This window comes from Thermodesulfobacteriota bacterium, assembly GCA_035325995.1.
Lineage (GTDB): Bacteria > Desulfobacterota_D > UBA1144 > Nemesobacterales > UBA2774 > JADLGH01.
In genome coordinates this window covers 164,061-177,897 of the sequence record DAOKYU010000005.1, presented here as the reverse complement: position 1 = coordinate 177,897, position 13,837 = coordinate 164,061, and the positions used below count along the sequence as shown (strand labels likewise).

Below are 13,837 nucleotides of genomic sequence, written 5' to 3'. Positions count from 1 at the left end.
CGGATATCTCGTGTAATATTTAAAATCAACAATTTTGATAACTTATCCCGTATATTGTATAATTAGCTTTAAGAATCGATGGCTAGAAAGAAAATAAACACCCGCCAGGACGCGCCGGACTTCGTGGCGCGCGAAATCGTAGCGGCGCTACTCTTCGCAATCGGACTTTTCTCGGCCCTGAGCCTCGTCTTCTACAGCGCCGAGACCGGCACCGACGTCAGGGGGGCCATGGGCGCGGTCGGGCTCTACATATCGGGTTTTCTCGGTAAGGCGTTCGGCGTATGCGCCTTCGCGTTCCCGCTGGTGCTGTTCTACACGTCCATCATCGTCTTCAGGAACAGCCTGGGGGGGAACCTCTACAGGAAAACGATCTCGGCGTTCCTGCTGCTGCTCGCGGTGATGGCGCTCCTCGGTCTTTTGTACGGGGAGGAGGCCCTTTTGGGCTTCGCGCCGGCGGGGGGATTTGCGGGATTCGCGCTTGCCGATTTGCTCCGTAACGGCGTCGCCGGGAACGTGGGCTCGTACCTGATTGTAACCCTATTCCTTATCGTGAGTTTAATAATAATATCGGGCATAGGACTGTCCGACATAATAGGCGCAGTAAGAGATGCATCCATGTACGTCGCAGGTATGACATACGCCGGAACGAGATACCTCCTGTACAAGCTCGGGGAATCGCTGTCCGAGCTCAGGGAATCCCTCGCGCGGCCGAGGCCCAGGCAGGCTTCCATGACCGTCCAGAAGAAGGCGAACGGCTCCGTACGGCTTAACGGCAAGCACAAGTCCGCCGAATCCCCCGGTTTCTTCGACGATTACGTAGGGGACGAGGACGAAGCCTACGCCGGGATCGAGGAAGTGCCCGAGATAGTGTTCGAGCACCCGAAACCCAAGGAGCTCGAAGACTTCATGCCCAAGAAAGAAGTCATACACAAGGACTACAAGCTCCCCCCGCTGGACCTTCTCGACTCCAAGGTAGATTCGGGGGTAGTCCTCGACAGGGACGCCGTATACGAGAAGGCGAGGCTCATAGAAGAGAAGCTCCGCGATTTTTCCGTTTCAGGCAAGGTGACCGAGATACGGCCCGGCCCCGTGATAACGATGTTCGAGTACAAGCCCGCGCCGGGCATAAAGATAAACAGGATAGCGGCCCTCGAAGGAGACCTCGCCATGGGCCTTTCGGCGCTCAGCATACGAATCATCGCCCCGATACCGGGGAAGGACGTCATAGGCATAGAGGTTCCGAACGCGACGAGGGAGACGGTCGTCCTGAGGGAGCTCCTGGAAGATTCCGAATTCTCGAGGCGTAAGTCCATGCTGACGCTCGCACTCGGAAAGGATATCTCGGGACTGCCGTTTTACATGGACCTCAGGCGCGCGCCGCACCTCATGATAGCCGGCACGACGGGCTCGGGTAAGAGCGTCCTCCTAAACGCGGTAATAACAAGCATGCTCTACAAGGCGAGCCCCTACGAGCTCAAGTTCATAATGATCGACCCGAAGATGCTGGAGCTCTCCGTCTACGAAGACATCCCGCACCTCCTCCACCCTGTCGTGACGGAGCCGAAGAGGGCGGCGGCCGCGCTCAAGTGGGCCGTCGAGGAGATGGAAAAGAGGTACAGGATTTTATCCGAGGAAGGCGTCCGCGACATAGAAACCCACAACAGGAACGTAGAAAAACTCCAGACCGAGGACAAGTGGGAGAAGCTCCTCCCGTATATCGTCATCGTCCTCGACGAGCTCGCCGACCTCATGATGATAGCCCCGAGCGAGATAAAGGAGTCGATAACGCGGCTCTCGCAGAAGGCGCGCGCCGCGGGCATACACCTTATCGTCGCGACGCAGCGTCCCTCTGCCGACATCGTGGCCGGCCTTATAAAGGCAAACTTCCCGGCGAGGATATCGTTCCTGGTGTCGTCGAAGATAGATTCGAGAATAATTCTCGACGCCGGCGGGGCGGAAAGGCTCCTCGGGAAGGGCGACATGCTGTTCCTGGAGCCCGGCACCTCGAAGCTCCTCCGTATACAGGGGGCTCTTATATCCGACGAGGAGAGGGAAGCGATAACGGAGCACGTCAAATCCCAGGGCGCGCCGGTTTACAACGAGGAGATTACGTTCATCGAGGCCCGCGAGGATTCGGACGAGCTCGACGCCGAGAAGGACGAGCTTTACTACCAGGCACTTCGCACGATCGCCGAAACAGGGCAGGCATCGATATCCATGCTCCAGCGGAAGCTCAAAATCGGATACAACAGGGCGGCGCGTATAGTGGAGATAATGGAGAAGGAAGGCGTCGTCGGCCCGCAGGAGGTCGCCGGCAAGCCGAGAGAGGTTTATATAGATCCAAGTCAGCTTGACGAGAGGCATACGAATTGAAAAAAATAAAACCGGTTATATTCATACTCGCCGCGGCGTTCCTTCTTTCCGCGCCGCAGGCGGCCCCTGCCGACGACGGGCTCGATTCCGTCGTGGACAAGGTGCAGAAAAAGTACGAGCAGATAAGCGACTTTCACGCGGACTTCTCGCAGGAGGCCGAGGTGAAGGCCCTTAACAAGGTGCAGAAGGCCGAGGGAGAGGTGTGGTTCAAGAAACCGGGCAAGATGAGGTGGAACTACCACACCCCGGCAAAGGACGAGATCGTGTCCGACGGCAATACACTCTGGTACTACAGCCAGGAGGAGAAGCAGGTCATCGAGTCCCCGCTGAGCAGAGTGTCGGACACCGAAACCACTTCGACTCTACTTTCGGGGCTTGGCAAGATAAAGGAGCTTTTCGACGTCAGCTTCGCCCAGAACGGCTCCGCCGAAGCCGGGAGCTATTTACTCGACCTCAAGCCGAAAACCGAGGAAGAGGGTTATAATAAGGTCACGATCGCCGTGGATAAAAACACGATGCTCGTAAATACGATGTACCTTTACGATCCTTACGGCAACCTGACGACGGTGAACCTGACGGATATTTCCGTGGACAAGGGCGTTCCCGATTCGCTCTTCGTCTTCAACGTGCCGGACGGGGTAGAGGTCATAAAGCCCCCCTCTATGGGTCAATGACGGTGGGCCGGTAACGGGGCGAGCACAGGGAGGGTGAGCGATGAGGCTCCGCATTCTTAATCGATTCCTTCTGACGGCGTTCTTCTTCTGCCTTGCTATGCCCGCAGTCTCCCGCGCCTACACCGTAAACCAGGCGCAGGAAAGCTTCGCCGCCGAGGTCAAGTCGCTCCCCAACGTCATACAGGCGTCGTGGCAGTCGCCGCTCGACCTGTGGGTATACGCGGACGGGGTAGACGCCGCCGAAGCCAGGTCCATCGCAGAGCAGGTGATTATCCTCGCCCAGACGAACCTCGGGCAGAGCCTCTGTGTCCACGTCCACAACGGCGACTATAACCCGCTCGCGACCAAGTGCTGGTCGTCCCTCTGATCTTTCGCTCGACAAAATTCCCGATATGCGAGTAGGGGCGCGTTCGGACATGGCTGCGTCAGGACGTGTCTCGAAGGCTTCTTGCTGGAATCCTGAGATTGTGCGGGAAATACAGGCTTAGCGGTCTATCTCGCCGAGGACGATGTCGAGGCTCCCGATGGCGGCTATGACGTCGGCGATGAGGCTCCCCTCGACCATATTCGACAGGGCCTGCATGTTGACGAAGGACGGTCCCCTGACCCTCATCCTGTAGGGCTTTCCGGAGCCGTCGCTTATAAGGTAGTACGAGAGCTCGCCCTTCGGGTTTTCGACGGCGTGCTGCACCTCGCCCGGCTCGGGCTTGAAGCCTTCGTATACGAGGACGAAGTGCCTGATGAGGGATTCCATCTTCGTATAGGTGAGCTTCTTTTCCGGAAGAACGACGTCCGGAAGGTCGGCTGCGTAGGGGCCGTCGGGAAGGTTGTCGATTGCCTGCGTTATTATGCGGAGGCTCTGGTTCATTTCCTCGAACCTGCAGAGATAGCGCGAGTAGGCGTCGCCTTCCGTTGCGACGGGGACGTCGAAATCGTAGTTTTCGTATCCGAGATAGGGGGTGGCTTTCCTGATGTCGTAGGGCACGCCGCTCCCGCGGAGGGCAGGGCCGGTGAGCCCGAGGTCTATGGCGTCGCCGGGGCTGATGTAGGCGACGCCCTTCGTCCTCTCGATCCATATTTTGTTCCTGGTGAGGAGCTTGTCCACCTCGGCGAGCGTTTTCGGGAACACCTTAAGAAAATTCCTTACCTTCTCCTCGAAATCGTCCGGCAGGTCGAGCGGAAGCCCGCCCACCCTGGGGTAGGAAGTCGTCAGCCTCGCCCCGCATACCGTTTCGAGTATCTCGTATATCCTCTCCCTTTCCTTAAAGCAGTAGAGGAATGCGCTCATCGCGCCCAGATCGAGCGCGTTGGTGCCTATGCCGACCAGGTGCGATTCTATACGCCCGAGCTCGAACAGTATCACCTCGGCTGTTTTCGCCCTTTCGGGTATGGCGTCCTGTACGCCGAGGAGTTTTTCCACGGCGAGGACGAACCCTATGTTGTTGCATATGGAGGCCAGGTAGTCCATCCTGTCCGTATACGGCAGGCACTGCTGGTAGGTTATGTGCTCGCAGAGCTTTTCTATCCCCCTGTGGAGATAGCCTATGTGCGGGACGGCCTTTACTATGACCTCGCCGTCCAGGTGCAGCACTACCCTTAGCACTCCGTGCGTGGCGGGGTGCTGAGGGCCCATGTTGAGCATCATGGTCTCGGATTTGAGCCCCGTAATCGGGTCTACCACCGATTCGTCGGTTACGAATTCGACCCTTTCCATCAGTCGTTACCCTCTTCGAGCGCCCTCCGGAAAGACCTCTTCGAGGCCTCCCTGTCCCTGACGTCGAAATCCTTTCTGAGCGGGAAGGGCTCGTAATCCTCCGGCATGAGTATGCGTCTTAAGTCCGGATGGCCGTTGAACACGATGCCGAACATGTCGTAAACCTCTCTTTCGAGCCAGTCGGCCCCTCCCCAGACGGGCACGACCGAATCTATCTCGGGCGAGTCCGCGTCTTCGACCCCGGCCTTGAGCCTTATTCTCACGTTCTCGTCGTACTCCTCGCCGAACCTGTGCACGTGGTAGACGACCTCGTAGCGCGGGCTCCTGACCCTTAGATAATCCACAGCCGTGAGGTCGGCCAGGAACGCGAATCCGTGCGATTCCTTAAGCCGTGCACAGATAGCCTTTATGCGGCCCTTGTCCACGACGAGCGAGGTCTCGCCCCTCCATTCGAGCTTTTCGGTTACGCTTCCGGGGAATTCGTTGTTGAGCGCGGATATTATGGAGTCGATGTCGAGGCTCATAGAATAGGGGCCCCTTCGAGCTCGATCTTTTTCTGTATCTTCATTACGGCGTCGATGACGGCCTCGGGCCTCGGGGGGCACCCGCCTATGTAAACGTCCACAGGCAGGAACTCGTCGATGCCCTGGACGACCGCGTAGCTGTCGAACGGCCCACCGCCGCACGTGCACGACCCCATTGCGATCACCCACTTGGGCTCGGGCATCTGGTCGTATATGCGCCTGCAGACGGAGGCCATCTTATACGTTATGGTGCCCGATACGAGCATGAGGTCGGCCTGCCTCGGCGAGAATCTCGCGACCTCGGCCCCGAAGCGGGAGAGGTCGAACCTCGAAGCGAAAACGGCCATCATCTCTATCGCGCAGCACGCCGTTCCGAACGGCATCGGCCACAGGCTGTTCTTCCTTCCCCAGTTGGCGAAGGCCTCTATCGTCGTCGTAAGAAACCCCTCTCCGCCGAGAGCGGGGTCTGCGTTTACTCCCATTCGAGGGCTCCCTTCTTAACGATGTAAAAGTATCCTCCGAGAACGACGAGGAGGAAAACCAGTATTTCTATAAATGCGAGCATGCCGAGGTCCTTGTACACCACCGCCCATGCGAAGAGGAACACGGCCTCTATGTCGAACAGTATGAACAGGGCCCCCACGAGATAGTACTTGATCGAGAACTTCCCGCGCGTGTCGCCCGTGGGCGGAATCCCGGACTCGTACGGGGCGAGCTTTCTCTTCGAGCTGCGCTTCGGGCCGAGCATGGCCGACAGCCCCAGCATTGCGGCGGCGAGTACTATAGCGAGTATGAGAATTAATAAAACGGGAACGTAATCGTTAAGCACAGAATTAGATTAAGTGGTAACGGGGAATTGTCAAGAATCCGGACGCCGTGCGTAGAAGCTCCGCCGGGAATTGCAAGCGTCCGGTGAATTCGGGGCATTCTGTGTTAGAATAGAAGGCAAAAAATGGCTGGAGGGACCATGATGAGGAGACTGATTTCATCTTTCGCGGTTGCACTATTATTCACGGCCTCGGCGTACGCCGACGTCGTTTTCGAGATCGAGCAGAAGGAGCTTAACCCCGAATCCACGGGGCAGATAAAGGGCAAGGTCAAGGGCAGCGACCTCAGGATGGACATGTACGAGGACGGCGGCAGGCTCGACGGCTCTATGATCTACAGGGGCGCGAGCAAGGAAATGATAATGATCGACCACGACGACAAGACGTTCGTAGTCCTGGACGAGGCCACGATGTCGGCGCTTTCGGCCAAGCTCGGCGAGGCAATGAAGCAGATGGAGGCGCAGCTCCAGAACCTCCCGCCGGAACAGAGGGAGCAGATGAAGCAGATGATGGGCATGGGCGGCGGCGACTACGTCGAGCCTGTACTCAAGAAAACGGGCAAGGGGGAGGTGAACGGCGTTGCCTGCGAAAAGTACGACGTTTTAAAAGGTGCCGAGAAGGTGAGGGAATACTGCGTCACCCAGTGGGGCAACATAGAAGGCGGGCAGGAGATGATGAGCCTTATGATGCAGATGGCCGATTCCATGGAGAGTATGATGAAATCGTTCTCCATACCCGGAAACCCAGTGGGCTCGCAGGTCGAGTTCGAGGAGAACGTTTTTTCCCGGTTAAGGGAGCTAAACGGCTTCCCCGTCGAGACCATCGACTTCGACGACGGCGAGAAGGAATCCGTATCGACGTTCTCTTCTTCGAAGAAGACGACAGTCGATGCCTCGGAGTTCGTGCCACCATCGGACTACAAAAAGCAGAACATGGCCATTCAGTAAAAACCGGCCGCACCACACATGTTGGAGAAATGAAATGTCAGGTTCGTCTTCAGGCGCTTTACGGGTTTCGGTTTTCCTCGTGCTGTTAGGGCTGGTCTATCTTTACGCAGGGGCCGCCATGTCCGACAATACTCCATGCAAGCTCATGGATAAGGAGTGCTTTACCGAAAGCGGTTATCCGGCGTGCACGGACAAAAGGGCGATCCAGAAGTACTACGAGTTCGTCGAGGGCGGAAGCGACGCCCTCGCGCGGAGCATCATCGAAGGGGAGGGCTGCATACAGCTCACGGGGAACGAGAAGGTATACATGATGGACAAGAGCGGGGACTACGTGAAGTTCGCGTTCAGGGGCAGGGAAGGGCAGTACTGGGCCAGGGGCGAGGCGATATATGCGAAGTGACGGGGCGGAAACGCCCGCCGCGTCTCTTGCCGACGCCGGCCCCGGAGATGTTCTTTGAAGCTAAGGCTCAACAAGTACCTTTCGATGTGCGGGGTCGCGTCCCGGCGGAAGGCGGACGAGCTCATAGCGTCGGGCGGGGTGAAGGTTAACGGCGTCGTCGAGAAGGAGCTCGGCCGGACGATAGACCCCGAGAGGGACAGGGTCGAGGTAGGCGGACTCACCGTAACCCCGGAAACGCACAGGTACCTAGTCCTCAACAAGCCGAGGCTATACGTTACCGCCATAGGCGAGGGGCAGGACGATAAAAAGACCATAGACGAGCTGATAAGCGACGTGCCCGAGAGGGTCTATCCCGTGGGCAGGCTCGATTACGACGTCGAGGGGCTTATAATCCTTACGAACGACGGCGAGCTCGCGAACAGGATCCTCCACCCGAGGTACGAGCTTCTGAAGGTCTACAGGGCTGTCGTCCGCGGGGACGCCCCTGAAAGTGTCGCCCGGTCCATGATGCACGGAGCCGAGCTCGAAGACGGGCCCGCGAAGCCCGATTCCGTGAAGATTATCGAGAGAAAAAAGGGCTTTACCACGTTCGAGATTGCCTTTCACGAGGGCAGGAACCACCTCGTGAAAAGATTCTTCGAGGCCTTCGGCCACAGAATCTGGCGCTTGAAGCGTATAGCGGTCGGCCCCGTCGAGCTGGGGGGGCTTCAGCTGGGGAAGTGGAGGAACATGCGCGAGCGCGAGTTAAGGGCGCTCATGGAAGCTGCCGGCAGGAAGAAATGAGCCTCTTTTATCTTTCATCTATATTATGGTACATTCTCTGAAAGTGCGGACGCGCCTGTATCCGCCGGAACCCGATATGCCCATAGTCTGACTTGTAAACGACTCATCCATCCGAGAGGAAATCGAGAACACATGCTTATAACATTCGAAGGTATAGAAGGGAGCGGCAAGAGCACGCAGGCGGAGATGCTGAGGGACGCGCTCAAGGAAAAGGGGTACAAGGCCTCACTGACCCGCGAGCCCGGATGGGGGCAGCTCGGCCACCTGATACGCACGATTATTCTAGAGGACAGGGACCTCGAGCTCGACCCGCTCGCCGAGCTCTTCCTCTTTTGCGCCGACCGCGCCCAGCACGTAAAGGATTACATCGAGCCCAGGCTCAGGAACGGCGAGATAGTCATATGCGACAGGTTTTACGACTCGACGATAGTCTATCAGGGCTACGGCCGAAAGCTCGACATGAGGTTCGTCACGAAGACCGCGAAGGCCTCGGCCGGGGACACGACGCCCGACATGACGTTCCTCCTCAATCTGCCCGTGAGGGAGGGGCTTTCGAGGCTGAGGGGAAGGGGAGACACGACGAAGATGGACGAAGAGCCGGTCGAGTTTCACGAGCTCATAAGGCAGGGATACCTCCTCCTTTCGCGCCGCGACCCGGACAGGATTATCAAGATAAACGCCGCCCGGGACGCAGCGTCCATACACGAGGAAATAAAGTCTGCCGTCCTTCTCCGCTTAATCTCCTGACCGCTTTATGATATTTTCTTTTATCCGGCAGATTTCCCGGAAGCATTCTATTCATGACGACTAACATAGCAGGGCACGAATTCCAGAGAGAGATACTGCGGCGCGCGGCCGCCGAGAACGTGGTCTCGCACGCCTATCTGTTCTCGGGGCCGGACGGCGTCGGGAAGAAGCTCGTCGCGATCGAATTCGCCGGGATAGTCAACTGCACGTCCGGCGGAGCCGGCTCGGCCGAATGCGGCTGCGGCTCGTGCAGGAAGGTCGAAAAGGGCATACACCCGGACGTCGCCATGGTCGAGTTCGCGGGCGTAAGGAATATCAAAGTCGACCAGGTGCGGGACGAGATCGAGGAGAAGCTGTACTTAAAACCCTTCGAAGGGAGGTTCAAGGTCGTCATAGTGGACGAGGCCGAAAAGCTCAACAACAGCGCGCAGAACGCCTTCCTCAAGACCCTCGAAGAGCCGCCGCCCGCGTCGATCATCATTCTCGTCACGTCGCGGCCGGGAGCTCTCCTGCCGACGATACGCTCCCGGTGCCAGCCGCTTAACTTCGGCGCCCTGCCCGAGCGCTATATAGCGGGCGCGCTCGCGGAGAAGGCAGGGCTGACGCCGGACGAGGCCGGGCTCTACGCCCGCGTTTCCTCGGGCAGCCTCGGCGCGGCGCTCAGGCTGGACGCCGAAACGATGGAATGGAGGAGGGAGCTTCTCTCCGCCCTCGGCGGCATGAGCGCGGGCTCGGCCACGGGCATCACCTCGCTCGCCGAAGAGCTGTCCGAAAGCGCATCGGAAGACCCGGCGAAGCTCGACCTCGCTTTCAGGTTCGTCTCCCTCTGGCTCCGGGATATCGCGCTTCTTAAGATAGGCTACGACGATGTGTGTAACATCGACATGAAGGACGAGCTCGCTGCCCTCGCCGAGGGCATGGACGTGCCCTCGCTCATGGAGAAGCAGAGACAAGTGGAAAAAACTTGGTATGATATAGTCCGTGCGAACGCCAATACGAGGCTCGCGCTCGAAAACCTGTTTATAAAACTTGCGCGAAGACAGGGTGGAGGTCCCGCTCCTTCGGGGAATCCGGACCGGCGCCACGCGAACATCGGAGACAGAGCCTAGATGGCCAAAACCTTTTACGTCACGACGCCTATATATTACGTGAACGACGTGCCCCACATCGGCCACGCCTATACGACGATCGCGGCCGACGCCATTGCCCGGTGGAAGAGGCTCAAGGGCGAGGACGTCTTTTTCCTCACGGGGACGGACGAGCACGGGCAGAAGATAGAGAGGACGGCCGAGTCGCGCGGCGAGACGCCTATACAGCTCGCCGACCGCGTCGTAAAGAGATTCGAGAACCTGACCCCCGCGCTCGACATAACGAATAACGATTTCATACGGACGACCGAAAAGAGGCACGAAAAGGCTGTAGTCGAGATATTCGAGAGGATAGAGGCGGCCGGGGACATTTACCTCGGCGAGTACGAGGGATGGTACGACGTCCGGAACGAGGCGTACATAACCGATCTCCAGTACGAGGAGATAATGAGCCTCCCCGAGGACAAGAGGCCGCACGTCGAAAAGGTGAAGGAGGAGAGCTACTTCTTCAGGCTCTCGAAGTACGGGGGCGCGCTCCTCGATTATTACAAAAAGCACCCGGAGTTCGTCCAGCCGTCCTACCGCATGAACGAGGTCGCGAGGTTCGTCGAGGGCGGCCTGAAAGACCTCAGCATCAGCCGTACTACCTTCAATTGGGGGATACCCGTCCCCGGAAACCCGAGGCATGTCATATACGTGTGGTTCGACGCACTTACGAACTATCTTACGGCGGCGGGGTTCCCGGACGACCCGGAGAGGTTCGCCCGCATATGGCCGGCGGACGTGCACCTCGTCGGAAAGGACATACTCCGCTTCCACGCCGTATACTGGCCGGCGTTCCTGATGTCGGCCGGGCTCCCTCTCCCGAGAACCGTGTTCGCCCACGGGTGGTGGACCGTCGAGGGCGAGAAGATGTCGAAGTCCGTCGGAAACGTCGTCGACCCGTACCAGGTCGCCGAGGAATTCGGCTCGGACGTGTTCAGGTACTTTCTCCTCCGTGAAATCCCCTTCGGCCAGGACGGCGACTTTTCGAAGAGCGCCATAATATCGAGGGTGAACGGCGAGCTCGCGAACGGCCTCGGGAACCTCGTAAGCAGGACCCTCGGCATGATAGAGAGGTACAGGGGCGGAAGCGTCCCCGCCCCGGGGGAGCCGTCCCCGGCCGACGACGATATAAAGAAAGGGGCTATCGAGCTTTCGGAGCAGGTCGAAAGGGCCATGGACGAGATAGCGTTCCACAAGGCCCTTTCGGCCGTATGGGATTACATAGCCCTCGTCAACAGATACGTCGACGACGAGGCTCCGTGGACATTAGCCAAGGAAGGGAAGGGCGAAAGGCTCGACACGGTTCTCTGGACCGTGGCCCAGTCTATTGCGGTCGTCTCCATATTCGTCCATCCGTTCATGCCGCGGACGTCGGGCGAGATACTGAAGCGCCTGGGACTCGGCGGGATGAAGCCGAGCCTCGAAGCCGCCCGCTCGTGGGGCATGGTCGAGCCGGGACTAAAGGTGGAAAAAGGGGCAGGCCTCTTCCCGAGGTACGAAGAAAAGTCCTGACCTTCGCTCGCTTTTCGGTACGTGTGAATCCCGCTTTCTTTGCCGGGCGGATAAGCCCTTATGCAAGAATTTGCGCAATTCGGGCAAATTTTGCGTTTCGGGGCGGCGATTTCTGTCTCTTTTTCGAAAAAAAATCTATAATTAGAATCGGTTGCGTATATGATAGTGGTGGCATCATAATTGCCTTATTATTCAAAAGGTAGAGCTATGTCCTTATTACGGAATCAGCGCGGCTTCACGTTCACCGAAATAATAATCGCCATATCCATAATGGCGCTCGGTTTTCTGGCCATGGCGCAGATGCAGTACCTTTCCCTCAGGCAAAAGCAGAGGGCCGAGCAGGGGACCGTCGCTACCAACGTTATACAGTTCATAGCCGACCGCGACATGGAAGAGGTCAAGAGGGCTCATATTCTTAACTCCATAGCGTTCGTCGAGGCGCAGGCGGGGCGTCTGAACGCCGGGAGCTCGTCCGAGCCCCATCTCCAGTACTGCATGTCGGGTAATCCCGACAGAATGTGCGATATGTGTCCGTGCGACCCGCTCGCGGAAGTGACCCCCAACCCGGCCGCGCCTACCATAACCTCCTGTGCCGTCGTCGATCCGTACAGCTTCGATCCCGGCGAAGTGAGCTTCTCGCGGGAGGCTCCGATCTGCACCGCCGCCGCGGACAGCGAATCCATGATAGTTGTGAAGAGGGTGGGCTCCGTTACGGACAACACACGGCAGCCGCCGATTACGACGCTCACGGTGACCTACGCCGTCAAGACCAAAAGCCAGTTCGCCGACACGGGCTTTCAAAGCCTCTCCATAAAAGATACGCTCGCGACGCAAAACCTCGTTTTCAGCGCCCACAGGGAGGATTGGAGCCAGTTCATACCGGCCTGGAGCAACGTGAACGTCCCGCACGTTCCATGAGGAAACAAATATGACGACACCTCGAAAAAAGAGCAGCGATAGAGGCTTTACGATGATCGAGCTCATGATCTCGGTCTCTATCCTCGCTTTGATAATAACTGGCATGACTGTCGCACTTAACCAGCAGCAAAAGCAGTTCAGAGCGACCAAGGAGGCCGTCGACGTGGACCAGACGGCGAGATCGGCTCTGGATTTTCTGGCGTCGGAAATCAGGAACGCCGGGGCGAGGCAGGGAAAGACCTTCGCCATAAGATTTTTTAACGGCGGGAGCGGTGTAGACGATCCCTGCACCGAAAACACGTCGGATGCGGGCTCGGCGGATTCGCCCCCTGACTGCGTCACTATATACACGTGGGACATTACGCGCGGTCAGGACGGCGGCAATCTGCCTTCGGTGCCGGGGTTGATACAGGTCATGCAGAACGAACCGCTCGTTCTTCTTCTGCCGAGCGAGTGGTTTCCCGGCGGCGGGAGCACCCTCATAGGCGAGACCGAAGAGGATGCCGAGGTTCTTCTCGGATTCCGCTCGCGGACAGCGCTTTGCAGCCCCGACGACACCGTAAACTGCAATCTCGATCCTTCGAGATGCACCGAGTGCTCCGTTATAATGAGGGCCGAGGTGGACGGGGCCGCGAAGACGGCGACGATAGACTCCGTCGACAACATAATAACCCACAATCTTCCGGTACAGACGTTCAGCGGCATGTCTGATTTCGTAAACGGCATTACTGTAAACGGCATAAACTACGGTTTCCTTCAAACCTTCGCCTCCATGCCCTCGGAGGTTACACTCGTCGGCGAAAAAACCCTGAGCGTAGATCTGGAAAACAAGGCTCTTCTCCTGGAACAGAACGGCGGCGAGGCCCGGCCGATTGCCGGAGGCCCGGACGCCCCGGGCATAGCGGATTTTCAGCTCGTCTTCAATCTTCAGGACGCAAACGGCGGCATGACGAAAGTAGGAATGCCCCGTTCCGAGCTCGACGGAACGTTCTCCGATTTTGAGGATTCGACGCTTCTCGGAAGGGAGCAGGATATACGCTCCGTCGAGATTTACCTCGTCGTTAAATCGAAGGCGAAGCCGCGCACGATGCAGGGCGGGGAAGTCGAGCAAGCAATCCCCGCTATAGGCGACGTTTTGGAAAGGACCGTCGAATCCCCTTCGGGGGTTACCAACGAGCCCGAAGAGGGGTTCACGTACCGCATCCTCTCGACGACCATATACATGAGGAACCACGCCAGAGAGGAATTCGGATAAGGGGAAATCGAATGAGCCAGACGATAAGAC

The 13,837-nt window shown here is 58.0% G+C and carries 15 protein-coding genes; 11 read left to right on the top strand and 4 right to left on the bottom strand.

The annotated features are described in order from the left end of the window. Positions 1-78: 78 nt before the first annotated feature. The 3 genes from PKC29_08695 to PKC29_08685 are packed head-to-tail and all read left to right on the top strand — an operon-like array spanning position 79 to position 3,414. On the top strand, positions 79-2,373 hold the full coding sequence (locus PKC29_08695; GenBank protein ID HML95490.1) for a DNA translocase FtsK 4TM domain-containing protein: 2,295 nt from the start codon (positions 79-81) through the stop codon (positions 2,371-2,373). Next, the gene (lolA, locus tag PKC29_08690) at positions 2,370-3,047 is read left to right on the top strand and encodes an outer membrane lipoprotein chaperone LolA (protein HML95489.1); all 678 of its coding nucleotides are present in this window, start codon (positions 2,370-2,372) and stop codon (positions 3,045-3,047) included. The genes PKC29_08695 and lolA overlap by 4 nt, the downstream gene beginning before the upstream one ends. Positions 3,048-3,087: 40 nt before the next feature. After that, positions 3,088-3,414 carry a hypothetical protein gene (locus tag PKC29_08685; GenBank protein HML95488.1) on the top strand — a complete coding sequence of 109 codons (327 nt, stop codon included), beginning with the start codon at positions 3,088-3,090 and terminating at the stop codon, positions 3,412-3,414. Positions 3,415-3,531: 117 nt separating this feature from the next. Here PKC29_08685 and nuoD read toward each other — a convergent pair whose 3' ends face one another. From nuoD to PKC29_08665, 4 genes are read right to left on the bottom strand one after another with little or no spacing between them, the layout of a single operon-like run. Next, on the bottom strand, positions 3,532-4,761 hold the full coding sequence (gene nuoD / locus PKC29_08680) for an NADH dehydrogenase (quinone) subunit D (GenBank protein ID HML95487.1): 1,230 nt from the start codon (positions 4,759-4,761) through the stop codon (positions 3,532-3,534). Then, a complete protein-coding gene (locus tag PKC29_08675; GenBank protein ID HML95486.1) occupies positions 4,761-5,285 on the bottom strand; it encodes an NADH-quinone oxidoreductase subunit C in 525 nt (174 codons plus the stop codon). The genes nuoD and PKC29_08675 overlap by 1 nt, the downstream gene beginning before the upstream one ends. Next, entirely contained in the window at positions 5,282-5,767 is a 486-nt protein-coding gene (locus tag PKC29_08670) for an NADH-quinone oxidoreductase subunit B family protein (GenBank protein ID HML95485.1), read from the bottom strand. The genes PKC29_08675 and PKC29_08670 overlap by 4 nt, the downstream gene beginning before the upstream one ends. Next, the gene (locus PKC29_08665; protein ID HML95484.1) at positions 5,758-6,114 is read right to left on the bottom strand and encodes an NADH-quinone oxidoreductase subunit A; all 357 of its coding nucleotides are present in this window, start codon (positions 6,112-6,114) and stop codon (positions 5,758-5,760) included. Before PKC29_08665 ends, PKC29_08670 begins: the two co-directional genes overlap by 10 nt. Before the next feature lie 138 nt (positions 6,115-6,252). On the opposite strand from PKC29_08665, the gene PKC29_08660 reads away from it, so the two are divergent. The 8 genes from PKC29_08660 (at position 6,253) to PKC29_08625 (ending at position 13,807) form a co-directional block, all read left to right on the top strand. After that, the gene (locus tag PKC29_08660) at positions 6,253-7,059 is read left to right on the top strand and encodes a hypothetical protein (protein HML95483.1); all 807 of its coding nucleotides are present in this window, start codon (positions 6,253-6,255) and stop codon (positions 7,057-7,059) included. A gap of 34 nt (positions 7,060-7,093) precedes the next feature. Continuing rightward, positions 7,094-7,459, top strand: a complete 366-nt coding sequence (locus tag PKC29_08655; GenBank protein ID HML95482.1) for a hypothetical protein — start codon at positions 7,094-7,096, stop codon at positions 7,457-7,459. A 54-nt stretch (positions 7,460-7,513) separates the two neighbouring features. Beyond that, positions 7,514-8,242, top strand: a complete 729-nt coding sequence (locus tag PKC29_08650; GenBank protein HML95481.1) for a pseudouridine synthase — start codon at positions 7,514-7,516, stop codon at positions 8,240-8,242. Positions 8,243-8,374: 132 nt separating this feature from the next. Continuing rightward, a complete protein-coding gene (gene tmk, locus PKC29_08645) occupies positions 8,375-8,989 on the top strand; it encodes a dTMP kinase (protein HML95480.1) in 615 nt (204 codons plus the stop codon). 53 nt (positions 8,990-9,042) lie between these two features. Next, positions 9,043-10,098 (top strand): DNA polymerase III subunit, encoded by a 1,056-nt coding sequence (locus PKC29_08640; protein ID HML95479.1) that lies wholly within the window; start codon positions 9,043-9,045, stop codon positions 10,096-10,098. Continuing rightward, complete coding sequence (gene metG / locus PKC29_08635) at positions 10,099-11,634, top strand: methionine--tRNA ligase (GenBank protein HML95478.1); 1,536 nt, start codon at positions 10,099-10,101, stop codon at positions 11,632-11,634. It begins immediately after the preceding gene. A 207-nt stretch (positions 11,635-11,841) separates the two neighbouring features. Then, complete coding sequence (locus PKC29_08630) at positions 11,842-12,552, top strand: prepilin-type N-terminal cleavage/methylation domain-containing protein (GenBank protein HML95477.1); 711 nt, start codon at positions 11,842-11,844, stop codon at positions 12,550-12,552. Positions 12,553-12,562: 10 nt separating this feature from the next. Continuing rightward, entirely contained in the window at positions 12,563-13,807 is a 1,245-nt protein-coding gene (locus PKC29_08625; protein HML95476.1) for a prepilin-type N-terminal cleavage/methylation domain-containing protein, read from the top strand. The last annotated feature ends 30 nt before the right edge of the window (positions 13,808-13,837 follow it).